This is a genomic window from Streptomyces sp. NPDC050636 (assembly GCF_040654775.1).
Classification (GTDB): domain Bacteria; phylum Actinomycetota; class Actinomycetes; order Streptomycetales; family Streptomycetaceae; genus Streptomyces.
The window spans coordinates 146904-172921 of record NZ_JBFAIP010000001.1 but is presented as its reverse complement, the minus strand read 5'-3'; the positions used below and the strand labels follow the sequence as shown (position 1 = coordinate 172921).

General features: G+C 69.4%; 28 protein-coding genes, 1 tRNA gene and 1 pseudogene. 14 read left to right on the top strand and 16 right to left on the bottom strand.

Annotation, left to right across the window (positions count from 1 at the left end):
• Nucleotides 1–2: 2 nt before the first annotated feature.
• From AB0I10_RS00870 to AB0I10_RS00855, 4 genes are all read right to left on the bottom strand, one after another.
• A complete protein-coding gene (locus AB0I10_RS00870) occupies nucleotides 3–1688 on the bottom strand; it encodes a mobilization protein (RefSeq protein WP_363150120.1) in 1686 nt (561 codons plus the stop codon).
• Complete coding sequence (locus AB0I10_RS00865; RefSeq protein ID WP_363150119.1) at nucleotides 1678–2394, bottom strand: hypothetical protein; 717 nt, start codon at nucleotides 2392–2394, stop codon at nucleotides 1678–1680. Before AB0I10_RS00865 ends, AB0I10_RS00870 begins: the two co-directional genes overlap by 11 nt.
• A gap of 186 nt (nucleotides 2395–2580) precedes the next feature.
• A complete protein-coding gene (locus AB0I10_RS00860; protein ID WP_363150118.1) occupies nucleotides 2581–3897 on the bottom strand; it encodes a DUF3631 domain-containing protein in 1317 nt (438 codons plus the stop codon).
• A 522-nt stretch (nucleotides 3898–4419) separates the two neighbouring features.
• Nucleotides 4420–4650, bottom strand: coding sequence for a helix-turn-helix domain-containing protein (locus tag AB0I10_RS00855; RefSeq protein ID WP_363150117.1), 231 nt, complete (start codon nucleotides 4648–4650; stop codon nucleotides 4420–4422).
• A gap of 424 nt (nucleotides 4651–5074) precedes the next feature.
• On the opposite strand from AB0I10_RS00855, the gene AB0I10_RS00850 reads away from it, so the two are divergent.
• Both AB0I10_RS00850 and AB0I10_RS00845 read left to right on the top strand, forming a co-directional pair.
• On the top strand, nucleotides 5075–5368 hold the full coding sequence (locus AB0I10_RS00850) for a helix-turn-helix transcriptional regulator (RefSeq protein WP_363150116.1): 294 nt from the start codon (nucleotides 5075–5077) through the stop codon (nucleotides 5366–5368).
• Complete coding sequence (locus AB0I10_RS00845) at nucleotides 5368–6606, top strand: tyrosine-type recombinase/integrase (RefSeq protein ID WP_363150115.1); 1239 nt, start codon at nucleotides 5368–5370, stop codon at nucleotides 6604–6606. Before AB0I10_RS00850 ends, AB0I10_RS00845 begins: the two co-directional genes overlap by 1 nt.
• An 88-nt stretch (nucleotides 6607–6694) precedes the next feature.
• Here the strand turns inward: AB0I10_RS00845 and AB0I10_RS00840 are convergent, their stop codons facing one another.
• The 5 genes from AB0I10_RS00840 to AB0I10_RS00820 form a co-directional block, all read right to left on the bottom strand.
• Entirely contained in the window at nucleotides 6695–7459 is a 765-nt protein-coding gene (locus tag AB0I10_RS00840) for a methyltransferase domain-containing protein (RefSeq protein WP_363150114.1), read from the bottom strand.
• A gap of 208 nt (nucleotides 7460–7667) precedes the next feature.
• Nucleotides 7668–8021: a hypothetical protein gene (locus AB0I10_RS00835; protein WP_363150113.1), complete on the bottom strand. Its 354-nt coding sequence runs from the start codon at nucleotides 8019–8021 to the stop codon at nucleotides 7668–7670.
• 114 nt (nucleotides 8022–8135) lie between these two features.
• Nucleotides 8136–8208, bottom strand: a tRNA-Arg gene (locus AB0I10_RS00830).
• A 340-nt stretch (nucleotides 8209–8548) separates the two neighbouring features.
• A complete protein-coding gene (locus tag AB0I10_RS00825) occupies nucleotides 8549–8830 on the bottom strand; it encodes a hypothetical protein (RefSeq protein ID WP_363150112.1) in 282 nt (93 codons plus the stop codon).
• Nucleotides 8827–8991, bottom strand: coding sequence for a hypothetical protein (locus tag AB0I10_RS00820; RefSeq protein WP_363150111.1), 165 nt, complete (start codon nucleotides 8989–8991; stop codon nucleotides 8827–8829). The genes AB0I10_RS00825 and AB0I10_RS00820 overlap by 4 nt, the downstream gene beginning before the upstream one ends.
• A 236-nt stretch (nucleotides 8992–9227) precedes the next feature.
• Here AB0I10_RS00820 and AB0I10_RS00815 point away from each other — a divergent pair, with 236 nt between their 5' ends.
• Nucleotides 9228–9866 carry a TetR family transcriptional regulator gene (locus AB0I10_RS00815; RefSeq protein ID WP_363150110.1) on the top strand — a complete coding sequence of 213 codons (639 nt, stop codon included), beginning with the start codon at nucleotides 9228–9230 and terminating at the stop codon, nucleotides 9864–9866.
• Nucleotides 9867–9950: 84 nt separating this feature from the next.
• On the opposite strand, the gene AB0I10_RS00810 is transcribed toward AB0I10_RS00815, so the two are convergent.
• Entirely contained in the window at nucleotides 9951–11213 is a 1263-nt protein-coding gene (locus AB0I10_RS00810; RefSeq protein ID WP_363150109.1) for a M6 family metalloprotease domain-containing protein, read from the bottom strand.
• Nucleotides 11214–11547: 334 nt separating this feature from the next.
• On the opposite strand from AB0I10_RS00810, the gene AB0I10_RS00805 reads away from it, so the two are divergent.
• Together AB0I10_RS00805 and AB0I10_RS00800 are read left to right on the top strand one after the other, a co-directional pair.
• Nucleotides 11548–12201 (top strand): helix-turn-helix domain-containing protein, encoded by a 654-nt coding sequence (locus AB0I10_RS00805; protein ID WP_363150406.1) that lies wholly within the window; start codon nucleotides 11548–11550, stop codon nucleotides 12199–12201.
• A gap of 264 nt (nucleotides 12202–12465) precedes the next feature.
• On the top strand, nucleotides 12466–13995 hold the full coding sequence (locus AB0I10_RS00800) for an MFS transporter (RefSeq protein ID WP_363150108.1): 1530 nt from the start codon (nucleotides 12466–12468) through the stop codon (nucleotides 13993–13995).
• Nucleotides 13996–14187: 192 nt separating this feature from the next.
• On the opposite strand, the gene AB0I10_RS00795 is transcribed toward AB0I10_RS00800, so the two are convergent.
• Together AB0I10_RS00795 and AB0I10_RS00790 are read right to left on the bottom strand one after the other, a co-directional pair.
• On the bottom strand, nucleotides 14188–14685 hold the full coding sequence (locus AB0I10_RS00795; protein ID WP_363150107.1) for a MarR family transcriptional regulator: 498 nt from the start codon (nucleotides 14683–14685) through the stop codon (nucleotides 14188–14190).
• Nucleotides 14686–15010: 325 nt separating this feature from the next.
• On the bottom strand, nucleotides 15011–15916 hold the full coding sequence (locus AB0I10_RS00790) for a S41 family peptidase (RefSeq protein ID WP_363150106.1): 906 nt from the start codon (nucleotides 15914–15916) through the stop codon (nucleotides 15011–15013).
• Nucleotides 15917–15973: 57 nt separating this feature from the next.
• Here AB0I10_RS00790 and AB0I10_RS00785 point away from each other — a divergent pair, with 57 nt between their 5' ends.
• The 4 genes and pseudogenes from AB0I10_RS00785 to AB0I10_RS00770 form a co-directional block, all read left to right on the top strand.
• Complete coding sequence (locus tag AB0I10_RS00785) at nucleotides 15974–16549, top strand: winged helix-turn-helix domain-containing protein (protein WP_363150105.1); 576 nt, start codon at nucleotides 15974–15976, stop codon at nucleotides 16547–16549.
• 81 nt (nucleotides 16550–16630) lie between these two features.
• Nucleotides 16631–17197: a hypothetical protein gene (locus tag AB0I10_RS00780; protein ID WP_363150104.1), complete on the top strand. Its 567-nt coding sequence runs from the start codon at nucleotides 16631–16633 to the stop codon at nucleotides 17195–17197.
• Nucleotides 17198–17494: 297 nt separating this feature from the next.
• Nucleotides 17495–17932, top strand: coding sequence for a GNAT family N-acetyltransferase (locus AB0I10_RS00775; protein ID WP_363150103.1), 438 nt, complete (start codon nucleotides 17495–17497; stop codon nucleotides 17930–17932).
• Between the two features lie 46 nt (nucleotides 17933–17978).
• Nucleotides 17979–18134, top strand: a pseudogene (locus tag AB0I10_RS00770) (dioxygenase); the annotation flags it as partial.
• Between the two features lie 93 nt (nucleotides 18135–18227).
• Here AB0I10_RS00770 and AB0I10_RS00765 read toward each other — a convergent pair.
• A complete protein-coding gene (locus tag AB0I10_RS00765) occupies nucleotides 18228–19277 on the bottom strand; it encodes a questin oxidase family protein (protein ID WP_363150102.1) in 1050 nt (349 codons plus the stop codon).
• Nucleotides 19278–19730: 453 nt separating this feature from the next.
• Here AB0I10_RS00765 and AB0I10_RS00760 point away from each other — a divergent pair, with 453 nt between their 5' ends.
• Both AB0I10_RS00760 and AB0I10_RS00755 read left to right on the top strand, forming a co-directional pair.
• On the top strand, nucleotides 19731–20156 hold the full coding sequence (locus tag AB0I10_RS00760) for a pyridoxamine 5'-phosphate oxidase family protein (protein ID WP_363150101.1): 426 nt from the start codon (nucleotides 19731–19733) through the stop codon (nucleotides 20154–20156).
• 112 nt (nucleotides 20157–20268) lie between these two features.
• Nucleotides 20269–20796: a pyridoxamine 5'-phosphate oxidase family protein gene (locus tag AB0I10_RS00755; RefSeq protein ID WP_363150100.1), complete on the top strand. Its 528-nt coding sequence runs from the start codon at nucleotides 20269–20271 to the stop codon at nucleotides 20794–20796.
• Between the two features lie 15 nt (nucleotides 20797–20811).
• Here AB0I10_RS00755 and AB0I10_RS00750 read toward each other — a convergent pair whose 3' ends face one another.
• The 3 genes from AB0I10_RS00750 to AB0I10_RS00740 form a co-directional block, all read right to left on the bottom strand.
• Nucleotides 20812–21300, bottom strand: coding sequence for a PPOX class F420-dependent oxidoreductase (locus AB0I10_RS00750; protein ID WP_363150099.1), 489 nt, complete (start codon nucleotides 21298–21300; stop codon nucleotides 20812–20814).
• Nucleotides 21301–21371: 71 nt separating this feature from the next.
• Entirely contained in the window at nucleotides 21372–21893 is a 522-nt protein-coding gene (locus AB0I10_RS00745) for a hypothetical protein (RefSeq protein WP_363150098.1), read from the bottom strand.
• Between the two features lie 175 nt (nucleotides 21894–22068).
• Nucleotides 22069–22665 carry an N-acetyltransferase family protein gene (locus AB0I10_RS00740; protein WP_363150097.1) on the bottom strand — a complete coding sequence of 199 codons (597 nt, stop codon included), beginning with the start codon at nucleotides 22663–22665 and terminating at the stop codon, nucleotides 22069–22071.
• 188 nt (nucleotides 22666–22853) lie between these two features.
• On the opposite strand from AB0I10_RS00740, the gene AB0I10_RS00735 reads away from it, so the two are divergent.
• The 3 genes from AB0I10_RS00735 (at nucleotide 22854) to pfkB (ending at nucleotide 25937) form a co-directional block, all read left to right on the top strand.
• Nucleotides 22854–23855: a sigma-70 family RNA polymerase sigma factor gene (locus AB0I10_RS00735; protein ID WP_363150096.1), complete on the top strand. Its 1002-nt coding sequence runs from the start codon at nucleotides 22854–22856 to the stop codon at nucleotides 23853–23855.
• 370 nt (nucleotides 23856–24225) lie between these two features.
• Entirely contained in the window at nucleotides 24226–24993 is a 768-nt protein-coding gene (locus AB0I10_RS00730) for a DeoR/GlpR family DNA-binding transcription regulator (protein WP_363150095.1), read from the top strand.
• Complete coding sequence (gene pfkB, locus AB0I10_RS00725; protein ID WP_363150094.1) at nucleotides 24990–25937, top strand: 1-phosphofructokinase; 948 nt, start codon at nucleotides 24990–24992, stop codon at nucleotides 25935–25937. Before AB0I10_RS00730 ends, pfkB begins: the two co-directional genes overlap by 4 nt.
• The last annotated feature ends 81 nt before the right edge of the window (nucleotides 25938–26018 follow it).

The following is a 26018-nucleotide window of genomic DNA, read 5'->3' as shown; positions in this document are numbered from 1 at the left end:
GGTCATCGGCGTCGGCGCCGATCCGCAAGCTGTTCGCTGACTGCCGCGGGTGCGGAGTGTGATGTGGGCGTGGTGCGTGCGGTGGGTGTGATGTAGCGGGTACTGCTGGCACGGGCTGCCTGTGCGCGCCTGTTCGGCTGTGCGGTGATGCGCCAGTTGAGGACTTCGGCGGGGCGTTCGGCGGTGTCGAGTTCTCGGTGGGCGGCCACTTCGGCCAGGATTTCGCGGGGGTTGTGGCCAGCGGTTTGAGCACGGGCGAGGGTGGTGGTCAGGGCGGGCCATGCAGGGTCGGCGAGGATGCGGTCGGCGTGGTCGGGGATGGCTTGTCGCACGGTGGCCTCGAAACGGTCGGTGGTCTGGGGGCGTGGGGCGCGGCGGGCGAGGTCCGCCAGGACCGGCTCGGCGGCCTGGTGGTAGGTGGCTTGGAGGTGACGCACGGCTTGTTCGGCTGCGGCGGCCTGCTGTTCGTGGCCGCGCTGTGCGTGCCAGTGGGCGGCGGCTTGGGCCAGGTGCAGGGCGGCGAAGACGACGGCGATGGCGAGGCCGCCCGGAATGTTGGGGGCGTACGCGAGTTCCTTGGCGGCTTGGCGTAGTTCAGTGGCAGCGTGATGGTCGGCCCGGATGACCGAGCGCCGGGCCCGATTGAACGCCCTGGCTGCCGCTTGCAGTTCGGCCTGGTGCGGGCCGGGTGTGGCGCGGGCGAGGTTGTGCAAGGTGTCACCAAAAGCGTCCAGGCGGCCTTGGGCCATCGCGTCGTCGCCAGCGTCGAGAACCGTGCGTGCCGTGTGCAGGGCGGATTCGGTGCGGCGCCACGGGCCGGCTGGGTCCGTCACCGATTCCGGGCGGTCGGCCACCTCCTGGACGGGGAGACGTTCGCACAAGCGGTTGTACGACAGGTCGGGGGCAAGCTTGGATCCGCCGAAGAAAACGGTGTCGCCAGGGGCGGCCAGGCTGTAACCGGTCACCTCACCGGTCTCCGGGCCGATGCGCGCCTTGACCTGAATACCGAGCGAGCCCAGCACGGTGAAGTATTCGTCGATGCTGTGTACGGAGGCGGCGACCGTGTACGCCTGCTCGCGCAGCCACTCCCGCGCGGTCACGTCCTGGCCCTGGCGCTCGGCCTTGGCCCGCTCCGCCCCGGTCGGCGTGCGGGGAGCGGTGAGGTCGCCGGACTTCAGACGGCGCAGCCCGAACTCGGCCTCGACCTTGCGGCACTCCTTCTGGGCCCGCCAGCCGTCCCGGTTAGTCCGGGCACGGCGGCCGTCGGCGCGGACGGTGGTGGCCAGGATGTGGATGTGGTCATCCGCGTGCCGTACCGCGATCCATCGGCAGGCTTTCTCGTCGCCCTTGGGGGCGATGCCGGTGGCGTCGACGACGCGGCGCGCGACCTCGGCCCACTCGGCATCGGTCAGGTAGCGGTCACCAGGGGCGGTACGCACCGGGCAGTGCCACACGTGCTGCGGTGGCCTCTTGCCGCCCAGTTCGCGGGTGCGCAGGTCGACGTGGTGGTCGAGGCGCTTGGCGAGCTGGGTGTATGTGGCGGTGGGGTCGCGGCCGGGGTCAGGGGCGCCGGCAAGGTCACAGGCGGCGACAATGTGTGGGTCGGTGTGTTCGTCGCGGCGACCGGGGCCGAAGAGGTAGGCGATCAACCCGCGGGTGTCGGATCCGGTGGAGACGTCAGGCACCATGAGCGGTCCCTTGCGCCAGCAGCTGGTCGATCAGCCTGTAACTGGCCTCGGCAGCCTGGTCGATGCCTTCGAGTACGGCTTCGGTGCGCTCGGGTATCGCGCCGGAGTGGACGGCCATCGTGATCTGGTTGAGGTTGGTGCCTATCCGGTTCAGCGCCTTGGTGTGTGCCTCGACGGCCTCCACCAGCGGGCGGATGGGGTCATCCTCTGGGCTGCCGACCATGTTCGCCTTGCCGAGCGCGACCGCCAGCGCGGCGTCGCCGACGAACCCGGCGAACGTCTGGCCGCGCCGCTTGGCTTCGGCGCTGATGATGCCTACGGCGGTCCGGGTGAAGCGGATGTTCTTGACCTGGTCGCGCTTCTCGGTGGTGCGCTTGCGGTTCATCCGCGCGGGCAGCACCGGGGCGTCGGGCTCACGCCACGAGGGCTTCTCAATGGGCAGTCGTACATCGGCGGGCACTTCGGTATGCGGGACGGCGGGGTGCTCGGCGCTGTCGGCGTTGGGCTCGGCCTTCCCCTCCCCCGGCTCGGGTGCCCGCTGGCGCCCGGCCCCCTCTTCCTCCGCCACCCCTGGGGCGGGGGCAAGCGCGGACGAAGCCTCTTTAGAGGCTCGTTCGCTCCAGCTTGCTGCTGTTCGTCGGGCCAGGCCGAACCATCCCCTGCGGCGCCGGGAGGGGGTGTCGTTGGTGGTGGTGTTGTCGTGCATGGTGGTGCTCCAGTGGTGCGTGGCGGGACTTCGTCACGTCCGTTGCATCCGTTGCAGGGCTGGTCAGAGCAGGTACGGATGCGGGTGCTGGTACGGAGAAGTCCGTCCCGGTGAGGACGTCCGTCCCCGCGCTGACCTGCGCGGGGACGGACGCGACGGATTGATACGGACCCAGGACCGGCCGGGTTAGCGGGTGCGCTTGGGGCCGGTGGTGCCGCCAGGCGGGCCGATGGGCAGCGACCCCGTCGGGGCGGCGGGCGGCAGCCTGTGGGCCGGGCGCGCGGGCGCGACCCCTTGTCCGGGATCAGGCGACGCTGTCTCGACGAGGTCGGGGCAGTGACGAGCCCACGCATCCAGGAACCGGTTGCGCATGTACGCCTTGGCCTGCCTGCCCTTGTCGAACCGGTAGTTGGCCGGGCCGATGCCGAAGTCCCGCAGCAGGTTGCCCAGGTGGTAGGCGTTCAGGCCCTTGGTGCCGTACTCCGCCCACGGGCCATCGGCGTCCTGAATCAGGGCCGCGACCAGATCGTAGGTAGGCAGGGCCTCGGGGTTGTTCTCCCGCTCGAAGATGCGGTGGATGTCGCGCAGCAGCCGCGTCTTCAGGCTGGTCTGCTCGTCCTGGGCCGCTTCGTGCCGGGTCATGGTCAGGCAGGCGGCACGAGCGCTCGCGGGCCAGTGGCCGCCGGCGAGGTCGGCGATGATGACCAGCGGCTCCCAGGTGTCCGCCGCCCGGTCCTCGACCGGCATCTTGGGCACCATGCGGGCAGCCGTGCTTCGCAGCGGACCCAGCCAGGCGGCCAGCTGGTCGCGCAGTGCGTTGAGTTCGGGCACCGCGTACCGCGAGCGGAAGGGGGTGACCTTCTCACCGGGCTTGCGTTTCTGCATGCGCAGTACGACGGCCCGGTCCGTGATTGTGTCCGGGAGGTCGCCGATCCCGGCGATGGCGGCCATGGCGAAGGTCGGGTACGGGGTGGGCTTGTGCTCCGGTCCGGAGATGCGCCAGGCGGGCCGGTTGCGCTGGTGCCCGGCGTTCAGCAGGCCGCGCAGGATCTCGCTGTCGCCACTTGCCTTGGGGCCGAAGATGGTGTCGGCCTCGTCCACCAGCAGGGTGGGCGGGTTCTTGCCGATGATGCGGAAGATGACGGCCGGGGAGGTGTTCACCGTCATCATGGGCTTGTGGGCGGTCTCGTGGAGCACGTCCAGAACGCGGGACTTGCCGCAGCCCTTCGTCGGGCTCATGACCGCCAGGCGGGGTGCGTGCTGCAGAGCTGTCTGGATGTGGGAGGCCGCCACCCACAGCGTGACCGCAGTCAGTGCCTCCTCGCTGGGCAGCACCGCGTACTTGCCGATCGCCGCCCGCAACTCGTCCAGCAGTTGTGCACCCTCACCGGAACCCAGTTCCGCGCGGTCTCCCGGTCCCTTGGGCGCCTGGGGACCGGTCTCCTGATCCGGTCCCCGTGAGTCGGCGGGACCGGTCCCGTCCTGCTGGGTGGTCCCCTCCATGGGACCGTCGGTCCCCGGCAGCTGGCGGGGACCGTGATCACGGTCCCCTGGTGCAACGCCCGTGTCTTGGGGACCGGTCCCCGTTTCCATGCCGCTGGCCTGCGCGTTTCCACCGGGTGTGGATATCGGGCCCGTGGCTTGCGGGGACCGGGGATCGGGGACATCGTGGGGACGGTCCCCAGCCGCCGCGTCAGCGGGGCGCTGGTCCCCGTGTGCTTCGGCGTCCGGCGATTGCTGTGCGGTCCTCGATGCAGGGGACGGTGTGTCCGCGTGGTCCCCTCGGCGGTAGGGGATGCCCTGGCCGGGGACCGCGGCCGTGGGCCAGACAGTCTTGGGGGATGTGTTTGTGGTGGTGGGGGACGTAGAGTCCTCCATAGACGTTCCTCTCCGGTGAGGGGCAGGACGGGCTAGGTCCCGCCCCTCACCAGCTCGTCGTTCAGGGATGAGTGGTCGGCAGGGGAATCTCCGGCCCTCGGCGTTGGCGCGCCGGGGGCCGTTTCGTTGTCGCCGTCGGGTGCGGGGTCAGGCCGTGAGGTCGTACGACGTCTGGGCGTTCAACCATGTGTCGACCTCCTGCCAGCGGTAGCGCAGGTGTCGGCCGACCTTGAGGACGTTCGGGCCGATCCCGCGATGCCGCCACTGGTAGAGGGTCTTCACCGGCACACCGAGGTAGGTGGCGACTTCCTCCGGTGTGGCCAGCGGGGGGCGGCCCGCATCGCCGGAGGCGGCTGCGGAGCGAGAGGTTCGGGGCATGGGTCTCCTTTACGGGGATAGGGGGATGGTCATGATGGCCACAAGTTTCCTGGCGCATCCAGCAGTATTTTGCGGATTTCCTGCGGCCGCACCAAACGGCATGTCGCCGACTGGACTAAAACCGTAAACCCAAATCCGCTGTGGATCTTCATCGCCGAAAAGCCCCGCGATGCATCTGTCCGTTTCTTCCCGGAAAATCCCGGCGGCGCCGACCAGTTCCGCGAGGACAAACCCCGAGGCCAGGAGGGTGCTGGACAGCCTGCGGCACCCACCGCCGTTGCAGCGGCGCGGGACCGTAGCACAGAATTCCGGCTTCACCGAATCGCACATCTCATGCCGCGACTTATCTGGCGTCCGCAAGTAGTGGAGAGTTTTAGAGCTAACTCTTGCCTTGGCCGGGCAATTCGAGTTACAGCTGTCTGTCATGGCAACACGACCCGTAGAAATAGGCCCCGCCGGAATCCAGGCCGCCCTCAATATCGAGCGCCTGCGCCTGGCCCACGGCCTCACCCAGCACCAGCTCGCCGAACGCTGCACCACCCTGGGTCGGCCACTGACCAACACCGCCCTCAGCCGCACCGAGCGCACCCGTCGCCGCTGCGACATCGACGACCTCGTCGCCATCGCCACTGCCCTCGGCGTTGTCCCCAGCGCCCTGCTTGAGTCGTGTCTGGTGGCAACCCCCGTGGCTGCCGGCGCTCTCCGGGTGCGTGGCTGATGGCGCGCGTCTGGATCGAGGACCGTATCGGGCACGCGGCGTACGTACAGGCCGTGGCGAAGGCCAAGCAGGCAGGCCGCACCCTTCCTGGGCGTTACCGCGTGCGCTGGTATGGCCCTGACGGTAAGCCGAAGATGAAGACCGTGGCCCGCAAGGTCGACGCAGAGGCCGAGCGCACGAGGATGGAGTCCCGACTCTCAGATGGCACGTACCGAGACCCGGCCGCAGGACGCGTGAAGTTCGCGGATGTGGCGGAGTCCTGGCTGGCCGCGCAGGTCCACCTCAAGCGCTCAACTCGCAACCGCTACCGGGGCGTTCTCGACGTCCACCTGATCCCCAAGTGGGGCTCCACCCCCTTGGACCGCATCCGCTTCGAGGACGTCTCCGAGTGGCTCGCCGAGATGTTGTCTGGCGACGCGGCGGGCGGCAGGAAGCTCAGTGCGCGCTCGGTTCGCAAGGCGTACGTCGTCCTCAGCCGCGTGCTCGGCTTCGCGGTCAAGTCTCGTCGCCTGGCCTTCAACCCGGCCGCCGGCGTTGCCCTCCCCAAGGCGGTGCCGGCCGATCACGTCTATCTCGACGACATGCAGGTCGAGGCGCTGGCCAACGCGGCATGCGCGTACCGCATCTTCATCCTGTTGCTGGGCTACACGGGCCTGCGCTGGGGTGAGGCGTCCGCGCTGAAGGTGGGCCGGGTCGACCTGGACGTGTGCCGCGCGCACATCGTCGAGGCGTACGTCGAGGACAACGGCAAGCTCTACCTCGACAGCCCCAAGAACCACGAGCGTCGGTCCGTGCCGATCCCGCGGTTCCTCGTCGAGGAGCTGAAGCCCCACGTGGAGGACCGGGGCGAGGACGAGCTGCTGTTCACCGCCCCGCAGGGTGGACCGCTGCGTGCCCGCAACTTCCGTCAGCGGTTCTTCGCACCGGCGGCCATCAAGGCGGGCCTTGGCCACCTCAAGCTCACCCCGCACAAGCTGCGCCACACGGCGGCCTCGCTCGCCATCGCCAGCGGTGCGGACGTCAACGTCGTTCAGAGCATGCTTGGACACAAGTCCGCGACGCTGACGTTGGACACGTACGGCCATCTCTTCCCAGACCGCCTCGACGAGGTCTCAAAGAAGATGCACAAGCGCCGCGCCAAGCAATTGGCCAAGGCGAAAGCCAGGCTGGAGAAGGCAGAGAAGAAGGCGCGCGAGGCCGCAGACACGGTGGCCGCCCTGGAGGGCGTCGCGGTGTGATGTGTGTCTGATCCGTGCCGATGGCTGCCGGGTTCTGTCTCTCCGATCACGATCGGAGAGACAGAATTGCCGACGGCGTGAAGTCTGCTCAGTTCTTACGTGCGGTTACCAGAGCGAAGGATAGGAATTCCCCGCCGTCTGTGGTGAGCATGTCGATGACGGGCTGGTTCACGTTCCGGCCGTCCGGCTGGTGCTCGGCCGCTGCCCGGACCCACAGCAGCCAGTCCTGCCAGGCGTCCTGCTGCAGCTGCGCGGACGTGACCTCCACCAACTCGGTGATCTCCCACTGGAAGCGCCACCACTCCGCCGTGTGCCAGGCGATCGCCTCCCAGCCAACCACCGCTTTGATGTGGGGCGGGATCGCCCCGAGCTCACGGACCTCCCGTGTCATGGCGGGAGTCGCCATGCCCAGTTGTCCGCCAGGACGGAGGAACCGCAGCAGGTAGGGCAGATAGCTGTCCGCCGTACCGAAGTACTCGAACGCGTCCACGCTCACGATGGCGTCGAAGCTCTCCTCCTCGAACGGCAAGGCGTGCGCCTCCGCTCGCGCGGCCGTCACCTGGTCGCCGACACCCGCCTCGGCGAAGACATCTGCCGCGTCCTCGGGGGCGATCCACCAGTCGGCCGCGACGACCTGGACGCCGTACTCGCGGGCCAGGAACACCGACGTGGCACCCTTGCCGGAGCCGAGGTCGAGAATCCGCATCCCCGGGCGCAGATCAAGGTCCCGGGCGAGGCCCTCCAGCAGCCACAATGGGTTCGGCCCCATGTCGAGGTCGAGCAACCAGGCGGGGTCATAGCGAGAGGAGCGCGGATAGCGGTCCGGACGTACGAGATCATTCAAGGCAGTCACGAGCAGGAACCCAAGCCGATCATCTACCCAGGCACAACCCGATTTCGCCTCACCACCTCGGGCTCCCCGCTCACGTGGCACGATGCGGCAACAGTTGGTTCCATCCCTCCACTCACTATCGGAGCCAGACGAGGAGTGCGGCGGCGGTGACGGTGCCATGTGCGGCCTCACCAGGTAGGCAGGGCAGCACCTGGTGTCAGGGTGCCGCTTAGCTGTTCCGGGGAGCCCGGTTCATGTGAGGCCGCATGAACGAGTCGATGGCCTCGGCTGCGTCGCGCATCGCCAGCCGACTGACCTCCTCGGGCACCTCGCGGTCGTCGTAGACGAAGAGGCGACCGTCCACGAGGTGGGTTTTCGGCTGCCAGCCGAGACGGCGGCCTGCCTCGCGGGCAGCACGCCGTACGTCCTTGAGGTCGCCCATGTCTTCGAGGTCACTGCTGCCCAGGACCAGCTGTCCGTGGTAGCCCTGGTAGCTGGGCTTCAGTGAAGCCTTCATCAGGATCTCCAGGCGGTCGACCAGGTTGTCGTAGCGGCGCTTGGCCAGTTCGTCCTTTGCGGGCATCGCGATACAGCTCCCCACCCTCGGCGCACATCCCATGTGTGCTGAATCCGTGCCGGAAGCCAAAGGCCCTGTCGCCCCAGTGGGCGACAGGGCCTTTGACCTGCTGCTTTAGCGTGCCCCCGGCAGGATTCGAACCTGCGACACCCGCTTTAGGAGAGCGGTGCTCTATCCCCTGAGCTACGGAGGCGTGGCTGTTGGTGAGGCAGCCGAGGGCTAGCGTACCGGGTCGTCGGCCGGAGGGGGGACTGGGTTCTGTGGGCGGGCATGTCCTGGTCAGGGGGTGGGGGCGTCGCGGTGGCGGTGGAGGCTCGACCTCTTCGGTGGCCATGCGAGGGTCTGTCAGGTGGGCGTTGTGCTCGCCCTGTAGGGCTGCTGGTGGCGTCGGTCGACCGCGCCTTGGGGTGCTCGTGTTGCCGGCCGGGAGTGGCGGCGGTATGCGCGGCCGCGGCTCGCCGAGTTGTGGCATGAGTGAGCCGGCGGTCACGCAGTCGTCGGAGTCCCTGTGTGGGGGGTCCGCCTGAGCCGTGTCAGCCGCCGAAGTGCCAGCTGACCGTGCCGTCCATGGTGACGAGGACGGCGAGGATGATCAGGTCGGCTGCGCCGAGGGCGATGCCCAGGAGGGCGCGGCCGCGGCGGTTGGTGCGGCGGGCCAGGGCGGTGGCGCCCAGGATCAGTGCGCAGGGGCCCAGGACGATGTTGAGGACCAGGGTGCCGAGCAGTCCGAGGACGAAGGAGGCCACGGCCATACCGTCGGCGTGGGGGTGGAATGCGCGGCGCGAGCGGGGCATGGCTTCGCTGAGGCTGGTCATCGGGAGGCCCCCTCGGTGTTGTGGCGGCGTTCGCGGAGGGAGAAGACGAGCAGCCAGCACGCGATGACGGCTGCGGCGATGAGGGTGAGGGGAAGGGGGAGGTGTGCCGCGGTGCCCAGCATGATCCCCATCAGGAGGAGGGCTGCGACGAGGAAGAGCATGATCTGCCTTTCCAGCTCGGAGGGCGGACGGTGAGCCAGGGAACGGTTCGGAGCGGTCTGTAACGGCTCGGAGCGGTCTGCAACGGTTCGGAGCGCTCCGGAACGGATCGGAAAGGTTCGGAGAACGGTCCAGGACGGTTCGGAGAACATTTCAGAGGACAGTTGTTCACTGACATCCTCAGTCTACGACCGCCCGCGAGTGGAAGTGTTCGGAGAACGGTTGTTTACTGGATGACATGAGTCACACCCTTGGAGTCCGGCAGGCCCAGAAGCGGAAGACCCGCCAGGCGCTGCTCGACGCGGCGCTCGGCCTGTTGGCGGAGCAGAGCCTGAGCAGCCTCGGACTGCGGGAGGTGACGCGGGTGGTGGGGGTCGCCCCGACCGCGTTCTACCGGCACTTCCGGGACATGGGCGAGCTGGGCGTCGCCCTCGTCGAGGAGGCGCTGGGCAGTCTGCACGCGATGGTGCGCGCGATCCTCGCCGAACAGGCCGCGGCCGAGGAGCGGATCGACCGTACCGTCGCGGTCGTTGAGCGGCATGTGCGCGAACACCCCGCGCACGTACGGTTCGTGGCGCGCGAACGGCACGGCGGCGTACGGGCCGTGCGGCAGGCCATCGCGGGTGAGCTGGACCGCTTTGCCGAGGAGGTCGCGGCGGCGCTCAAGTCCCAGCCGGCGTCGGACGGTTGGAGCGATGACGATGTGCGGATGCTGGCGGAGCTGTACGTGGACCGGCTGGTGGCGACGGCCGCAGCGGTGCTCGACGCCGAGGACGGGGAGCCGGGGGAGGCCGAGCGGGTGGTGCGGGTGGCACGGCGCCAGCTGCGGCTGATCAGCATCGGGCGGCAGTACTGGCGGAAGGCCGGGGGTGAGTAGACGACGAGGTGGGTGAGGAGCGCGAGCGATGTCGGGGATCGGGCGCGGGCCGGGCGAGGGTGAGGGTGAGGGCGCGGACCGGGGTCAGGCTCGCGCCGGGGATATTCGTACCCGGTAGGTGCCGTCCGGCCGCTCGTCCAGGACGGTGACGGAGACGCCGCTCTCGCGGTCGGTGTAGGTGGCGCCGGGGCGGAAGGTGGCATCGGTCAGCCCCGCGTCGACGTACTTGTCCGTGGTGAAGCAGCCGCGGCTGTGCGGGGTCGCGTCCACGACGCGCAGCGGGCCGTGGCCTGTGGGGACGCCGGCGGCGACGCGGTAGACCAGCACGCCGGGGCGGCAGACCGCCGGGTCGAGCGGGCCGCGGGTGCGGGCCTCGGCGACGAGGGCGTTGCGGGCGCCGGTCGGAATGACGACGATCTTGGTGCCGCCGGGCGTGGCCGCCGGGCTGAGGGTATGTTCGGCGGCCGCCCCACCCCGCTGCGCGCAGTGCACCTGGTCGGCGGCGAGCCAGCCGAGCTTCCACTTGTGCCAGCCGAGGAAGTCGTTGCTCGGCCCCCAGTCCTCGTCCATCGGGTCCCAGTGGCCGACCAGGGTCGGGGCGCCGCGGTCGTTGGTGTAGTAGAGGTCGGGGAGTCCGAAGGAATGGGCGTTCTCGTGGTTGAGGACGCGGAAGGCGCTCTCCCCGGCCTGCCGGCTCCAGATGAAGGACGCGTTCCGGAACGACACCCCGTCGGCGGTCCGCAGGCCCATGTCGCCGCCGCTGAAGGTGACGGACAGGACCGTATGGGTCGCTGCCGGGCCCGCGTTGGGCGCGGCCAGGACGTTGATCACGTCGTACCGCCGGAAGTCGACCGAGCCGTCGACGGCGCGCACGATCTCCCGGGAGAGCGCGTAATAGCCGGTGTCCCCGACCGGGTCGAAGGCCGCGCCGCGCGTGATGCCGTACGCGGAGAGGGGCCGCGCCATGTGTATCCACCTCAGGAGGGGCGTGGGGCGGTAGCTGAGCCTGCCGTACGAGCTGGCGCGGAAGAAGTCCGTCGCGGCCGGGAAGAACTCGGCGAAGCGGGCGCGGGGGGTGATCGTGGCGCGGGCGTCCGGGAAGTCGATGAAGAGGGTCAGCGCCTTCACGGTTCCGTAGGAGCGGGCGTAGCCGGCGGGGGTGGTCGCGGATTCGGAGACGTTGTCCCGGATGCCGCGCAGGGCGCACGGTCCGCTCGGGGGCGCGCCGATCGCCGGGGGCATGACCGCGGCGGGAGGCGGCGAGCCCATCGCCATGGTGGCGGCCGCGGCGGCGGCGGTCGCCGCGCTTGCGGCCAAGGCCGCGGATATCTTCTGCCTCTGCCTCATATCGATCACCCTGTGTCGCCGGGTGATCGCCCGCGCGCGGAGTTACGTCATCTGGAGGCATGGCCCGTAGGGCGGCAGGGGGTGGGTGTGCCGCGATGGTGTGACGTGAGGCTGTGACGTGAGGCTGTGACGCGATGACGTGACGCGATGGTGTGATGCGGGTCATATCCGTGAGTGAAATATCCGGGGACGGTCTCCCCGTTTAACCAGACGTCCGCAGGAACCGGGGATCGTCTCCCCGGTTCTTCGGGTGGGCCCCCAGCCTACGAACAGTGACGAACGAGTGAGAGGAGTGAGTGCCGCCGTGACCGCGACCGACTGTGTGACCAGCAGCGTGACCGACACCGCCGACAGCCGAACGAAGCCTCGGCAGCCCCGTCTGCGGGCCGATGCCCTGCGCAACCGGGAACGGATCATCGCGGCCGCCCGCGAGACGATGGTCGAGTTCGGGGCCGAGGTCCCGCTCGATGAAATCGCTCGACGCGCGGGTGTCGGAAATGCGACGCTCTATCGTCACTTCGCGGATCGCCTGGAGTTGATCCACCACGTCACGCTCTCTGTCATGTCCCGTACCGCGGATCGCGCGGAGAGCGCCCTCGCCGAGGAGTCCGATGCCTTCCAAGCGCTGAGGCGCTTCGTCCACGATGCGGTGGAGGAGCGGATCGGGGCGCTGTGCCCGCTGCTCTCGGACGGTATCGACCCGGCGCATCCCGAACTGCTCGCGGCGAGCGAACGCCTGGAGGTGGCCATCGAGGCCGTCATGGGTGCCGCGCGCGACAGCGGCCAGCTGCGTACCGACATCGCCGTCGGTGACCTGATGGTCGCGATCACTCAGCTCACGCGCCCGTTGCCGGGCAGCGGCTGCGTCGACTTCGACAGATTCGTGCACCGGCATCTGCAGCTGTTCCTCGACGGCCTGCTGGCGCCCGCTCGCTCCGAACTGCCTGGCGTCGCCGCCACGTTGGACGACCTGAGGCGCCGTCCGTGAACGGGTTACTCGCTCACCACGCCCGCAACGTTTCGCACGCCTGCAATACCCACAGCGCTCGCAGTACCCACAGCACTCGCAGCACGGACCGCACTCGCAGCACGCACAGCAGTCCCAGCTCTTCCCGTGCGTGCAACACCCGCAACGTAAAGATCAGTTGCAAGGCGAAAAATCAGTTGCAACACCCGAAACACCTGCAATAACCAGATCTTTCGGCTTACACGTCCCGTTATTCGCTCACTGCACCGCTAGGTGGACCGCTCCATGCCTGAAACCGCCACACACGTCGATCCCCGGCGCTGGAAAGCGCTGATATTCATCGCCCTCGCGCAGCTGATGGTCGTTCTCGACGCGACGATCGTGAACATCGCGCTGCCGTCCGCCCAGGCGGATCTCGGTATCTCCGATGCCAACAGACAGTGGGTCATCACTGCCTACGCCCTGGCCTTCGGCGGTCTGCTGCTCTTCGGCGGACGCGTCGCCGACCTCTGGGGACGCAAGCGGACCTTCATCATCGGACTCGTCGGTTTCGCGGCCGCCTCCGCGCTCGGCGGGGCCGCCGTGAACGAGGGGATGCTGCTGGGCGCGCGTGCGCTGCAGGGCCTCTTCGGTGCGCTGCTGGCGCCGGCCGCGCTGTCGCTGCTCGCGGTGACGTTCACCGAGGCCAGGGAGCGCGCCAAGGCGTTCGGCATCTTCGGTGCGATCGCCGGTGGTGGTGGCGCAGTGGGGCTGATCCTCGGCGGTGTGCTCACCGAGTACATGGACTGGCGCTGGACCTTCTTCGTCAACATCCCGTTCGCCGTGGTCGCCGCGACCGGCGCCGTCCTGGTCATCCGTGAGCCCTCGGAGAGCCGTAACCCCTCCCGCCTGGACGTCCCCGGCGTCATCCTGGCCACGCTCGGCCTGGTGTCGCTGGTGTACGGGTTCACCCGCGCCGAGTCCGATGGCTGGCTGGCCGGCCCGACCGTCGCGCTGTTCGTTGCGTCTGCGGTTCTGCTGCTGGCGTTCGTAGTGGTCGAGTCCAAGGTGAAGGCCCCGCTGCTGCCGCTGCGCGTGGTCTCCGAGCGGAACCGTGCCGGTGTCTACGCGTCGCTCGGCCTGGCGATCATCGGTATGTTCGGCCTCTTCCTGTTCCTGACCTACTACCTGCAGGTCGTGAAGGGCTACACCCCGGTCGTCACCGGTCTGGCCTTCCTCCCGATGATCGTGGGCATGATCACCGGCTCGACGCAGATCGGCGCCCGCCTGATGACCCGTGTCCGGCCGCGGCTCCTGATGGCGCCCGGCTTCGTGGTCGCCGCGCTCGGCATGCTGGCCCTGACCCAGATCGACCTGGACACGTCGTACCCGGCGCTGATCCTGCCCGCGTTCCTGCTGCTGGGCCTTGGCATGGGTACCGCGTTCATGCCGGCCATGTCGCTGGCGACGCACGGTGTCCAGCCGCGCGACGCCGGTGTCGCCTCCGCGATGGTCAACACCTCGCAGCAGGTGGGTGGCGCGATCGGTACGGCTCTGCTGAACACCATCGCGGCCAGCGCCACCAGCGCGTACGCCGCCTCGCATGCAGCCGGCGCGCCCTCGCGGGATCTGCTCAAGCTCCAGTCGATGGTGCACGGCTACAGCACCGCCATCTGGTGGGCGGTCGGCATCCTGGTCCTGGCGGCCGCGATCGCCTTCGTCCTCGTCAACACCGGGCATGAGGGCGGCGGTTCGCCTGCCGCGTCCTCCGGTGACGGCGACGCCAAGGACGCGGCTGCGGGGGACGAGGTTCCGGTTCCGGTCATGGCGCACTGATCCGGTCACGGCGCACTGACCCGGTCACGGGGCATTGATCCAGCCATGGCGTACTGATCCAGCCATGGCGTACTGATCCGGTCATGGCGTACTGAGAACAGTGTGAGGGGAGGGAGTGCGGGGTCCTTCCCCCTCCGCTCTCCTCGGAAAAGCACCCGAACGGCGTCGCCCTCGTCTGCCTCCGTTGACTCGTCAGCGGAGCCAGGGGAGGTCGGCGCCGTTCGGCTGTAGTCCATCGGCCATCACCCGGCAGATCTCGGCCAGTTGGCCGACCTGCTCGGGGGAGAGACGGTCGAAGATCGCGCCGCGGACGGCGGCGACGTGCCCGGGGGCCGCCTTCTCCAGGATGCGCATTCCCTCGTCCGTGAGGAACGCGTTCTGGCCCCGCTTGTCGGACGGGCAGTCCTCGCGGCGTACCCAGCCGTTCTTCTCCAGGCGGGCGACGGCGTGCGAGAGCCGGGAGCGGGTGATCTTGACGTTCTGGGCCAGCTCGGTCATCCGCATCCGGCGCCGCGGCGCACGGGAGAGCTGGACGAGCAGGCCGTAGTAGATATGCGGCATCCCGGCGTCGCGCTGTAGCTGGCGGTCCAGATGGTCCTCCAGGAGCGTGGTGGCGTGGAGGTAGCACTGCCAGGCGTATTGCTCCTCGTCGGTGAGCCAGCGCGGCTCGGCTGCGGGTTCGTTGCTCATGCCATCCACTCTCTCACCGCTCGGCGTGTTCTTGAAGATTTAACAAAGCCGGGCTATGGTCAAGAGTCTACTTGAAAGTTCAAGCAGTGCTGGATGTCCGGTGTCCGGTGTCCGGTGTTCGGTGCTGTTGCCGCGCCGGTCGCTGTTCGCCGTCCGGGTTCGCGGTTGATCGGCTGCGCGCCGGGTCTGACGCTGTGGAGTTGCCATGTCCGTGATGCCGACCAAACCAGGGGCCGGCGGAGACTGGGGCCTCCGCCGCCGAAGTCAGCCGCCGAAGTGGATAGGGGAGGCAATGCGTGCAGTGCTGTCGGTGAGCTGGACTGGGTCACCTTGCCAGTCGGGCGAGGGCCAGCGTGTGCGCGTGGTCGAGGGAGTCGGCAGCGGCGCAAGGGATGTCCGGTTGTACGCCGGTGCCCTCCCAGTTCGTGCTGGAGACGGGGTTGATGGCGCGGCCGACGGGGACGGTGACTTCCAGGTGTGGGTGCACGGTCCAGCCTTGGCACGGGTGCGCGCCGCCGCGGGTGGGCTCGCCGACGACTACGGCGCGGCCGAGCTGCTGGAGGTCGTACGCCAGTTCCTCAGCGGCAGAGAAGGTGCTGTCGCTGGCGAGCACATACAACGGCTTGCTGCCACCGAAGCGCGCGCCGGGAACGTGCGGCAGGCTCCAGGACTGCTCGCTGCGCTCGCCGCCGTGCCAGTGCATGGTGTTGAGGTGGGTGCGCTCGTCGAGTAGGTAGCTGCAGACGAAGGCGACCGTGTCCGGGTCGCCGCCCCGGTTGGCGCGAAGGTCCACGATCAGCGCCTGGGCGCGGGAGGCCAGGGTGAGCGCGGCGCTGAGCGGTTCGGCGGCCCACTCCAGCGGAAACAGCATCGGTGCCAGCTCCACCACGGCGACCCCTCCGCCGAGCAACTCCACCCGGGGCGCACCGCCCAGCGAGGTGTCGAAGTCCCGGCGCATGGCGTCCCGGGTGGCCGCCCCCTGCTTCGGGGAGACCGGGTCGGCGTGGTGCTTCAGTCTCAGGTGTCGGTCGCCGTTGACGGACTGCAGGTCCGCGGTGACCAGACGGGCGAGCTCCTCGACGTCGTCGACGTCATAGGCCCCCTCGGCGAGGCGTCGTTGCAGCAGGCCGGCGAGCTGCTCGGCTATCTCGGGGAAGACGTAGTGCTCGGTCAGTAGCCGGGTTGTCTCGTCGATGACAGGGGTGGGCGGAAGCTTCGTCAGAGTCGTCATGGCAGGGAGTAGAGCACTGCCCTTGCGAAAGCGTCAAAGAGTTTAGACACTTTCGGTATGCGCGATCAGCCTTCCTACCTGCCGCCGCCCGAGGACGTCCTGGAGATCGGTGCGCCTGAGCAGTTCGCGGCGCTCTCTCACCCGTTGCGTCAGCGGTTGCTGTTCGCCCTGGGCCAACGGCCTGCCACCATCAGCCAGCTTGCGGCGCAGCTCGACGCGAAAAAGGGCAACGTGGCCCACCACCTCAAAGTGCTCCGCGAAGCTGGGCTGGTCCACGTCGCCGAGACCCGCCAGGTCCGCGGCGGCACCGAGCAGTACTACCAGCGCACGGCCCGCCACATGGTCGTCGCCGAACCCCAAGCGGCAGGCACCGCCGCGATGCTCGCCGCGGTCGCCCAGGAGCTGGACCGCTCTCCCGCCGAGACCCACCTGACACTGCGCCACCTGCGTCTCAGCCCTGCGAAGGCAAGAGAACTCGGCGAGGCCCTCGCCAAACTGGTCGACGAGGCCGAGGAAAACGCAGAGGACCAGCCCGTGCACGGTGTGTTGGTGGCGCTCTATCAGCAGGCTCTGCCGACCAGCACCACCAGTTCCGTCCAGCAGCACCAACCTCACGAGACAGCACCTAGCTAGGCCGTTTCGTTTGGATCAGCGTGCGGACCAGAGGAAGGTGCCCGCGATGTGGAGTCCGGCCCTGCGAGAAGAGATGAAGCGATGACATTGCATTCCGATGTGACCGAGTTGCTGGCGGAGGCCGGCATCCTCGACGTGGACGTCGACGATGCCGTCGCGGACGAGCACGATCACGAGCACGTGCGATCGTCCGCGTACCAACGCGTCGTCTCGGTGATCGCTTCCTCGCGGAGCCGCGACCGAGACCGCGCGATCGTGGCCACGATCCTGCGCGACCCCGACGAGATGGGGTCCAAGACGGCGGTGGTCGCCCTCGTGGACGGGATCGCGTGGAAGGTGACCGGTCCTGCCGAGTTCCGGCAGTGGTCGGCCGAACTACTGCCAGAGATCGACCAGCTCAAGACGGAGGCGTACCGCGAGTTCATCCGCCGCCGCATCCACGACTGGCTGTTCTACCTGTCCATCGAGGACGGTCACATGCCGACACCGGCCGAGTTGGCGAAGGCCACGGACTGGATGCAGCGCTTCCTCGCCGAGCATTCGACGTCGCTTGCGGTACTCGCCCTGGTCGCCGAGTCAGCCAACACCAGGAAGACACGAAACATCGCGAAGAACCGAGCCGGAAGCCGCAAGCTGAGAACGAAATGAGTGGGTAGGGGCAATTGGCAGGCGCGCCGACTGCCTCACCCACAAGAACGGCGTCATGTCCGACGATCATGCGGGAGAACACGTCCAGGACGAAGGCGACGTAAGCCCAGCCGGACCAGGTTCTGACAAGCTCATTCGAGACGAGTCGCACCCATTGACATCCAACCCAGTCGCCCCACATCAGCGCGCTGCACACGACTATCTTCGATGTCGAAGAACACTCAGCTGGTGTTCATCTCAGTCGACATGGGCGCCATCTCACCGTCGTCGTGCCTGGGTGACGGATAGGCTCACGGAATGGACGTCTGCGTAGACATCATCCGGGAAGCGAGCCAGGAACTCGTCGACGCCTTCGGCCGGCTGTTGCCGCAGCTGTCCTCGACGGCGAAGCCGCTCGACTACGAAGCGGTCGACCGGATGGTGACGTGTGACGCCAACAAGGTGCTCGTCGCCCGGACGTCTGAGGCGATCGTCGGGACCCTGACTCTGGTGCTGCTGCCCTTGCCGTCCGGATTGCGAGCCCGTATCGAAGACGTGGTCGTTGACAGTGGGGCGCGAGGCCATGGAGTCGCTGGCCTCCTCACCGAGGAGGCCTTGCGGATCGCCCGGGAGGCGGGTGCCCGGACAGTGGATCTCACCTCCCGGCCGGATCGTGCGGCAGCGAACCGGTTCTATGAGCGTCTCGGCTTCCGAGTCAGGCGGTCGACCGTCTATCGCTTCCTGCTCGACGGTTAGCTCGACGGTTAGTAGGGCGGCCCTACGGGCTCCACCTCAGCCGGTACCGCCCGGGCGGCTGGCGCATCCGCGTACCGAGCATTTCGCGCCGCTGTTCGTGACCCTGGGGGCCGCGGACGCCCATGGGCGGTTGGACAGCGGGCGGAGTGTGATCGACGGGTTCTGGATGGGGCCGGCGAAGCGGTCGGTGCAGTTCGGGTGAGGGCGGGAGCCGTCCGGCCGGCAAGGTTGACGGCGGGCCGCCCGGCCTGCGGGGCTGACAGGGTCGGCCGCACGCTGTCCCCCGGGTTGGACCTCACTCCACCCGACGGATCAGCTCCTGGGAGCGGAGGGCGGCGGCCAGGGCGCGGTCGTCGCCGTCCGGGGTCCAGGAGTCGATGTCCAGCGCCGTGTCGGTGAACTTGATCGCATGCTCGTCGCCGTGCTCCGTGGCCTGCGCGAAGACCTCCTCGGGCGTGAGCTTCCCGGCCCGCAGCGGCGGCAGCGGCTCGTCCGGTGTGTAGACGGAGGTGATCGCGGCGCTCGCCGCCCAGGCCGCGCCGAGGGAGGCCGCCCACAGTTCTGGCGGGAGCGCCGGCAGGGTGCGCAGTACGGCGTTCGGGGCGGTGGCGGCATGGACGAGCAGCACCGCGTCGCCGTGGCCGTAGTCGAGATAGCGGTGGGTGGCGGCCCGTACGAGCGCGGCCAGCTGAACACGGGCGGCGTCCGGGGCTTCGGGGGTGTTCACGGCCTCGGCGGCCGCCAGCCAGCCCTCCGTACGGGAGAGCTGGGCCACGCCCTCCAGGACGCCGACGCGCTGGTTGGTGACGTGTGGGAGGGCGGCCAGCGCATCGGCGGGGGAGGCGGTGCCGGTGGGCCGGACGGTCACCGGCAAGGTGGTGTGGCGGGCCGCCCAATAGCCGAGTGCGTGCGCCAACTCGGCGATACGCGGCTCCTCTTCGCCCTCCTCCAGGAGGGTGCGTACGGCGTGGCCGACGCGGATGACGGGGTGGGTCGCGGCGCCCGCGATGCCGGGCAGCAGGCGCGGCCACCACTCGGCCAGTACCTCGCGCCAGGGGCGTTCCGCGACCTGGTTCCTCATATAGGTGGTCCAGTCGGTGACGCGGCGGGGATCGCCCAGTGCCTGCTGCCAGTTGGCGTCGGTGACGGGGGATTGCGGGCTCGGTACGTCCTCCAGTTTGGTGACGTAACGGTCGACCCATCCGTGGACGGTGCGGGCCTGGCCGCGCCGGACCAGGGCCTCGACGGCCATCGGGCCGTGATTGCTCAGGAAGCCGTGGAATTCGGGGCCGGTGGTGTGCAGGCGCTCCAGGGCTTCGTCGAGTGTGCCGTTCGTCGTGTCCATGGTCGAAGGCTAGGACGGCGGGCGGCGGGCCGTAACGGGCTGCGGCCCTACACCGCTGGTCGTAAGGCTGCAGGTGGGAGCGGTGCGGGCGGCATTGTCAGTGGTGGGTGAGACGCTGAAGTCGTGGGTCGGAACGGGGGAGTTGGAGGGGCGGGGCGATGGGAGCGGGGCGGTTGGCGGCGTCGGCCGGGCGGCTGGGGCGGTGGATCCGGACCGGGTGTCCGGAGTCGGCCGGAGAGGTGACGGGGGAGGGGGCTGGGCGGGGGTGACCGAGCAGGGGTCGGGAGTGCGGAGGACGGCGGCCGGGGCGGGCACCCGAATAGGGATCTTCGCGGGCGGTGCGGGGCGCCTTGTGTGAGCGTGGGTGATGACCTCACGACCTCACGACCTCACGACCTCACGACCTCACGACCTCACGACCTCACGACCTCACGACCTCACGAGGAGTGTGCGATGGCGCTGTCCGTGGAAGAGCGCGAGCGGTTTCTCGCGGAGCCGCTGGTCGCCGTGATGTCCGTCGCGGCGGGGAGCGAACGGGGGCCGGTGACCGCGCCCGTTTGGTACGCCTACCGCCCGGGTGGTGATGTCGTGCTCTTCACGGGCCGTACGTCGCGCAAGGCCCGACTGATCGAGCGGATGGGCCGCTTCACCCTGACGGTGCAGAGCACGTCACCGACTTACCGCTATGCCGCCGTCGAGGGTCAGGCCACGTTCGCCGAGGTGACATCGGAGCTGGTCAGGGAGGTGGCGAGCCGCTATCTGCCCGCCGAGAAGGTGTCGCAGTACGCGGCCGACGCGCTCGCGCGAGGCGAGGAGCTGATCGCCGTACGACTGAGGCCCGAGCGGTGGAACGCGGCGGATCTCGGACCGTCGGCGTGAGACCGCCGTTGGCGGGGTGAGGGAGAGCGGGAGGTGGGATGCGGGAGAGCGGACGGAAAACCGGAGAGGAAACCGGACAGTTGGTGTCAGGTATTGAGGGGAGGGTGAGCGCATGACGAGTGAGAACACAGACCGGACAGACACGGGCGTCCGCTGGTCCGCGGTCGAGGCGGCGGTGCCGGAGTTCGCCGGGCGGGTGCGGGAGCGCTTCGGGGCGTTCAAGCACCACGTCCTCGCGACCCTCCGCAAGGACGGTGCGCCCCGGCTGTCCGGGTTGGAGGCGGACTTCCGCCACGGAGAGCTGTGGCTGGGCATGATGACGGGCTCGCGCAAGGCGCTGGACCTGCGGCGCGACCCGCGGTTCGCGCTGCACGCCAACCCCGGGCCGGACACCGACATGGCAGGCGGCGATGTACGGGTGTCCGGACTGGCGGTCGAGGTGACCGACCCTGAGGTGGTCGCGCGCTACGTGGCGGACGTGAAACCCCCGGAGCCGTTCCACCTGTTCCGCGCGGAGCTGACGGAGATGGTGCGGACGTCCATCGAGGACCCGTACATCGTGTTGGAGAGCTGGCGGCCGGGCGGACCGGTGCGCACCGTCCGGCGGAAGAGCGACGATTCACCGCCGGAGGTGCGGTGAGCGGCGGGGCAGGGGTCAGCTGACGTTGCGGGCCTGGGCGCGGCCGTCGTCCGGTTCGAGGTGCCAGCTGATGATGCGGCGCGGGTGGACGCGGATCACGTCGTTGCTGAAGAACTCGGGTGCCATGGGAGGCGCGTCGAGGGTCAGGAGTTCGGCGTGGCCGCGGATCTCCACACCGCGTCCCCAACCGGCCGCGATGGGGTCGTCGGCCGGTGCCATGTCGTCGATGAGCAGGGAGACTTCGGGACGGGCCTGGGCGTTGCGGTACTTCTGACTGCGGCTCAGTGCGGGCCCGCCGATGTCGATCGTGTCGTCGTCGTTCAGCACAAAGCCGACCGGGCGCACCTGCGGCCCACCGTCCGGCCCGGTGGTCGCCAGCCGGGCCAGCGGCTGACCGGCGAGATAGGCGCGTTCCTTTGGCGTGAAGACCTTCGGCGTGAAGGCCTTCGACGTCGATGCGGATGAGCCTGCGGACGCGGACGTGGGGGGCGATGTGGAAGCCATGTTGGTGACGGTAGGACCTCAATTGCGGTTGAGGTCAAGGGGCGGATGGAACGGTCGGTGCGCCCCTGCGATCAGTGCGCCCCGTGCGGCCGGTGGGTTGTGCGGGGGCGGTGCAGGCCGTGCGGTTCCTGGACGCGCTTGGCACGGAAGACGTAGAGGGAGACGGCGAACATGATGCCGCCCATGACCAGGCCCCAGACCGTCGACTTGAGGACGGACGGTCCGCTGAGGTTGTAGAGCCAGCCCATCGAGGTGCCGAAGAGCGCGCCGTATGCCAACGCCCGGACCTCGGTGAGCATGGTGGACTGGTAATGCACCAGCAGCAGACCCAGCGCTCCGGAGACCACCGCCGCGATCAGGCCGAGGAGTGCGGCCTGGGCACCCTTGGCGCCGCCGGTGTGGTCGATCCAGAGCGTGTAGCAGCCGAAGCCGAGCGCCGCGATGACGGGCAGCGCCACCTTCGCCGGGACGCGACGCGCCACCCCAGGCCGGGACTCCGCCGGTGGTTCGCCGCTCGTCGCACCGTGTTCCGGCTCGATGGCGCCGTGTGAACGGGAGGCCATCGCATCGCGCTCCTGAGCGTGGTTGTCCATGACGGGCTCCTCTCGCTTGACCCTCACGTACAGGCGACACCCGGCCACCGCCCCCGTCAACTGGATCAGCGGGCAACGGAGTCGGGCACGCCGTCCGGGAGGCCCGGCTCGGCCCGGTCTGGCTCGGCCCGGTCTGGTCCGGCCCCCGGCGGGCCGGACCGCCCGCCCCCCGGCGTCAGTCGCGGGTCAGGTCCTTCTGGTGCCAGGCGACGTCCCAGTAGCGGCCGAACTTGCGGCCCACCTCTGTGAAGGTGCCGATGTGCCGGAAGCCGAAGCGGGCGTGCAGACGGCCGGAGTCCCCCAAGCTCTTAAGGAGCAGGGAGGTGCCCCCGCCGTTCGGCTGGGTGATCCCCGCGTAGGCGCGGTGCACGTCCTCCTTGGCCAGCGCCTCGAAGAGGGCCTCGTAGAGCAGCGTGCCGACACCGCGACCGCCGGCGTGCGGGGCGCAGTAGACGGTGACCTCGACGGAGGTGGCGTAGGCGCCCTTCGGGCGGAACGCGCTGCTGGTCGCGTAGCCGAGCAAGGAGGTGTCGTCCAAGGCGGCGTTATCGGCCGCGCCCGCCCCCGCCGTCGTCTCGCGCGCAACCAGAAGGCGGTGTGGGCCGTCTTCTGGGTGGGAGAGCAACCACGGGCGGCGCTGCTCGGGGGTGTAGGGCTCCCTGTCGAATGTGATGGACGTCTCACGGATGTAGTGGTTGTAAAGCTCCGTGAGGGCCGGGAGGTCCGCCTCGACGCCTGCTCTGACCAGCACTTCTCCGCGCTCAAGCGGCATGTGACCTCCCTCGTGAGGGGGCAGGGTACTGCATGATCACAAAAATAGGGACGCGGCATGGGAATTCTGTCCGGATTCCAGCCGTTGTTTCCTTCGGACGGGCCGCTGGGTCAATCATCGGCATTCGGTGGACCACATCAGCCCGCTCCATCGTCCCGCGACCGACTCATCGCAAAGGGAGCACACGCATGGCAACCCGTGCCGTCGCCCGTCGTCAGGCCAGCAGCAGCGGTTCTGACGGGGCCAGCAGAGTTCGCGCCGTAGGCGGGGAGATCGCCGACCGCGACCTGGTCGGCATGTACCTCGACGAGATCGCGCGCACACCCCTGCTCGACGCCGCCAGGGAGGTGGAGCTGTCCCAGACCATCGAAGCGGGCGTCTACGCCCAGCAGATCCTGGACGGCGAGGTCACCGACGGCAATGCCGCAGGTGCCAGCCGCGAGGAGCTTGAGGCACTGACCGCCGAGAGCGCCAAGGCGAAGGACATCTTCATCCGTTCCAACCTGCGGCTGGTGGTCGCGGTCGCCCGCCGCTACCCGCGCGCCGGTCTGCCCCTGCTGGATCTGATCCAGGAGGGCAACGCCGGTCTGGTGCGTGCCGTGGAGAAGTTCGACTACGCCAAGGGCTTCAAGTTCTCGACGTATGCGACGTGGTGGATCCGCCAGGCCATCACGCGTTCCATCGCCGACCAGTCGCGCACGATCCGGCTGCCCGTGCACCTCGTGGAGGAGCTGGGCCGTATTCGCCGGGTGCAGCGCGAGTTCAACCGTGAGAACGGCCGTGACCCGGAGCCGGCCGAGGTGGCCGGCGAGCTGGGCTCCACACCCGCGCGGGTCACCGACGTCCTGGACTGGGCACGCGACCCGGTCAGCCTGAACATGTCGGTGGACGACGACGGCGACACCCAGTTCGGCGATCTGCTGGAGGACACCTCCGCGGCCTCGCCCGAGCAGTCGGTGCTGTCGCTGCTGCGCAGCGAGGAGCTGGAGGATCTGATCGATCGTCTCGACCACCGGACCGCCTCGATCATCAAGGCGCGGTACGGCATCGAGGACGGCCGCGAGCGCACGCTGACCGAGGTCGGCAAGCAGCACGGCCTGACCCGCGAGCGGATCCGCCAGATCGAGAAGCACGCACTGCTGGAGCTGAAGCGGATGGCGCGTGACACGGGGTTCGATGCGGCGGCGTGACGCGTGACGCGTGACGCGTAGTGCGTGACGCGTAGTGCGTTGCGCGTGATGCGTGGCGCTCGACCGGGGCCGCGCGGCCCCGGGTCGGCATGGGCGGGTACGCCCTGCCCCCACCTCCGCCTCCGTGCCCACATCCCCCTGTACCGCTACACCGATATACCGAGCCCCGATGCCATCCCGCTGGCGTCGGGGTTCCTTTGTGTCCGCTGTATCCGCCGTGTCCGCTTTCTCCGTCGACGCCCTCCGTCCGCACGGCTTCCGATGTCCGTTTGAGTCTGATGATCGCCCGCTTGTGTTTACTTCATAGAAATCCCGGCGTAGCATCGCGCCGAAACCACAGGTTCGGGCATGGAAACGGACACAAACGCTGATGTATGCACCGGAGCGCCAGCAGGAGATCCTGCGGCTCGCCCGCGAGGGCGGGCGGGTGGATGTGCTCTCCCTCGCGGAGGAGTTCCAGGTCACCGCCGAGACCGTACGGCGCGATCTGAAGGCCCTGGACCGGGCCGGCCTGGTGCGGAGGGTGCACGGTGGCGCCATCCCGGCCGGCCGGCTGGACTTCGAGCCGGACCTCGCCGAGCGGGACGTCGTCGCCGCCGACGAGAAGCAGCGCATTGCGCGGGCCGCGCTCGCCGAACTCCCCGGCGGCGAACCCGGCAGCGTGATCCTGGACGCCGGCACGACCGTCGCCCGGCTCGCCGCCGAGCTCCCGCTGGAGGCCGAGCTGACCGTCGTCACGCACGGCCTGCCGGTCGCCGCGCGGCTGGCCGACCACCCCGGGCTCACCCTGCACCTCGTGGGCGGCCGCATCCGGCACCGTACGCGGGCCGCGGTCGACGACTGGGCGCTGCGCGCCTACCGCGAGGTCAACGCAGATGTGGTGTTCCTCGCGACCAACGGCTTCTCCCTCGACGGCGGCCTGACCACCCCCGACCTCGCGGAGGCCGCCGTCAAGCGGGCGCTGATCCGTGCCGCCCGCCGGGTCGTCCTCCTCGCCGACTCCGCCAAGTTCGGGCAGCAGCACTTCGCCCGTTTCGGCGAGCTGTCGGACGTGGACCTGCTCATCACCGACACCGGGCTGAGCCCCGACGACGCCCTCGCCATCGAGCGCGCGGGCACGGAAGTAGTGCGCGCATGATCCTCACCGTCACGCCCAACCCCAGCCTGGACCGTACGTACGAGATACCGGCGCTGGACCGTGGCGCCGTGCTCCGGGCCACCGCCGACCGGATCGACCCGGGCGGCAAGGGCGTCAATGTGTCGCGGGCGGTCGCCGCGGCCGGGCACCGCACCCTCGCGGTACTGCCGCTGGGCGGTCCCGCGGGCGCCGCGCTGGCCGGGCTGCTGGGCGCCGAGGGCATCGAGGTGGCGGGCGTGCCGGTGGCCGGTCAGACCCGTTCCAACATCGCGGTCGCCGAACCCGACGGCACCCTCACGAAGATCAACGCGACCGGCCCCGAGCTGACCGCCGATGAGTCGGAGGCGCTGCTGGCGACGGTCGGCGAGCGTTCGGCGGGCGCCGGCTGGATCGCCTGCTGCGGCAGCCTGCCGCGCGGGCTGGCACCCGAGTGGTACGCCGAGCTGGTCGCCCGGGCGCACCATGCCGGGGCCCGGGTCGCGCTGGACACCTCAGGACCGTCGCTGGCCGCGGCCCTGCGCGAACGCCCGGATGTCGTCAAGCCGAACGCCGAGGAACTCGGGCAGGCCGTCGGCCGCCCGCTCTCGACCGTCGGTGATGCGGTCAAGGCCGCCGAGGAACTACGGGCCTGGGGCGCCCGCGCCGTACTGGCTTCCCTGGGCGCCGATGGCCAGCTGCTGGTCGACGTGGACGGCGCGCACTTCGGCAGCGCCCCTGTCGCGGCCGTACGCAGCAATGTCGGCGCGGGCGACGCCTCGCTCGCCGGCTTCCTCGCGGCGGGCGGCACGGGCGTACGAGCCCTGGCCGCCGCGGTGGCGCACGGCGCGGCCGCCGTCCAGCTCCCCGGAAGCCTGATGCCGACGCCGGCGGACCTGGTGCCGGCGGCGGTCGTGACTACTGACGATGTGCCGTTCGACCGTCCGCTGACGGAGCCGGTGTCATGACGGGCGGGTGGCTGGATATCGGTGGGATCGGCGGGACCGGCCGGACCGGTGGGACCGGCATCGGTGTGACCGGCCGGACTG

Excerpts from the sequence above, each read along its gene's own strand:
- AB0I10_RS00790 (WP_363150106.1), bottom strand. The coding sequence starts at position 15,916 with ATGACGACTCTGACGAAGCTTCCGCCCACCCCTGTCATCGACGAGACA.
- AB0I10_RS00810 (WP_363150109.1), bottom strand. The coding sequence starts at position 11,213 with ATGAGGCAGAGGCAGAAGATATCCGCGGCCTTGGCCGCAAGCGCGGCG.
- AB0I10_RS00820 (WP_363150111.1), bottom strand. The coding sequence starts at position 8,991 with ATGCTCTTCCTCGTCGCAGCCCTCCTCCTGATGGGGATCATGCTGGGC.
- AB0I10_RS00800 (WP_363150108.1), top strand. The coding sequence starts at position 12,466 with ATGCCTGAAACCGCCACACACGTCGATCCCCGGCGCTGGAAAGCGCTG.
- AB0I10_RS00860 (WP_363150118.1), bottom strand. The coding sequence starts at position 3,897 with ATGGAGGGGACCACCCAGCAGGACGGGACCGGTCCCGCCGACTCACGG.
- AB0I10_RS00765 (WP_363150102.1), bottom strand. The coding sequence starts at position 19,277 with ATGGACACGACGAACGGCACACTCGACGAAGCCCTGGAGCGCCTGCAC.
- AB0I10_RS00835 (WP_363150113.1), bottom strand. The coding sequence starts at position 8,021 with ATGCCCGCAAAGGACGAACTGGCCAAGCGCCGCTACGACAACCTGGTC.
- pfkB (WP_363150094.1), top strand. The coding sequence starts at position 24,990 with ATGATCCTCACCGTCACGCCCAACCCCAGCCTGGACCGTACGTACGAG.
- AB0I10_RS00785 (WP_363150105.1), top strand. The coding sequence starts at position 15,974 with ATGCGCGATCAGCCTTCCTACCTGCCGCCGCCCGAGGACGTCCTGGAG.
- AB0I10_RS00780 (WP_363150104.1), top strand. The coding sequence starts at position 16,631 with ATGACATTGCATTCCGATGTGACCGAGTTGCTGGCGGAGGCCGGCATC.
- AB0I10_RS00755 (WP_363150100.1), top strand. The coding sequence starts at position 20,269 with ATGACGAGTGAGAACACAGACCGGACAGACACGGGCGTCCGCTGGTCC.
- AB0I10_RS00865 (WP_363150119.1), bottom strand. The coding sequence starts at position 2,394 with ATGCACGACAACACCACCACCAACGACACCCCCTCCCGGCGCCGCAGG.
- AB0I10_RS00845 (WP_363150115.1), top strand. The coding sequence starts at position 5,368 with ATGGCGCGCGTCTGGATCGAGGACCGTATCGGGCACGCGGCGTACGTA.
- AB0I10_RS00730 (WP_363150095.1), top strand. The coding sequence starts at position 24,226 with ATGTATGCACCGGAGCGCCAGCAGGAGATCCTGCGGCTCGCCCGCGAG.
- AB0I10_RS00735 (WP_363150096.1), top strand. The coding sequence starts at position 22,854 with ATGGCAACCCGTGCCGTCGCCCGTCGTCAGGCCAGCAGCAGCGGTTCT.
- AB0I10_RS00825 (WP_363150112.1), bottom strand. The coding sequence starts at position 8,830 with ATGACCAGCCTCAGCGAAGCCATGCCCCGCTCGCGCCGCGCATTCCAC.
- AB0I10_RS00745 (WP_363150098.1), bottom strand. The coding sequence starts at position 21,893 with ATGGACAACCACGCTCAGGAGCGCGATGCGATGGCCTCCCGTTCACAC.
- AB0I10_RS00775 (WP_363150103.1), top strand. The coding sequence starts at position 17,495 with ATGGACGTCTGCGTAGACATCATCCGGGAAGCGAGCCAGGAACTCGTC.
- AB0I10_RS00750 (WP_363150099.1), bottom strand. The coding sequence starts at position 21,300 with ATGGCTTCCACATCGCCCCCCACGTCCGCGTCCGCAGGCTCATCCGCA.
- AB0I10_RS00855 (WP_363150117.1), bottom strand. The coding sequence starts at position 4,650 with ATGCCCCGAACCTCTCGCTCCGCAGCCGCCTCCGGCGATGCGGGCCGC.
- AB0I10_RS00815 (WP_363150110.1), top strand. The coding sequence starts at position 9,228 with ATGAGTCACACCCTTGGAGTCCGGCAGGCCCAGAAGCGGAAGACCCGC.
- AB0I10_RS00850 (WP_363150116.1), top strand. The coding sequence starts at position 5,075 with ATGGCAACACGACCCGTAGAAATAGGCCCCGCCGGAATCCAGGCCGCC.
- AB0I10_RS00760 (WP_363150101.1), top strand. The coding sequence starts at position 19,731 with ATGGCGCTGTCCGTGGAAGAGCGCGAGCGGTTTCTCGCGGAGCCGCTG.
- AB0I10_RS00795 (WP_363150107.1), bottom strand. The coding sequence starts at position 14,685 with ATGAGCAACGAACCCGCAGCCGAGCCGCGCTGGCTCACCGACGAGGAG.
- AB0I10_RS00870 (WP_363150120.1), bottom strand. The coding sequence starts at position 1,688 with ATGGTGCCTGACGTCTCCACCGGATCCGACACCCGCGGGTTGATCGCC.
- AB0I10_RS00740 (WP_363150097.1), bottom strand. The coding sequence starts at position 22,665 with ATGCCGCTTGAGCGCGGAGAAGTGCTGGTCAGAGCAGGCGTCGAGGCG.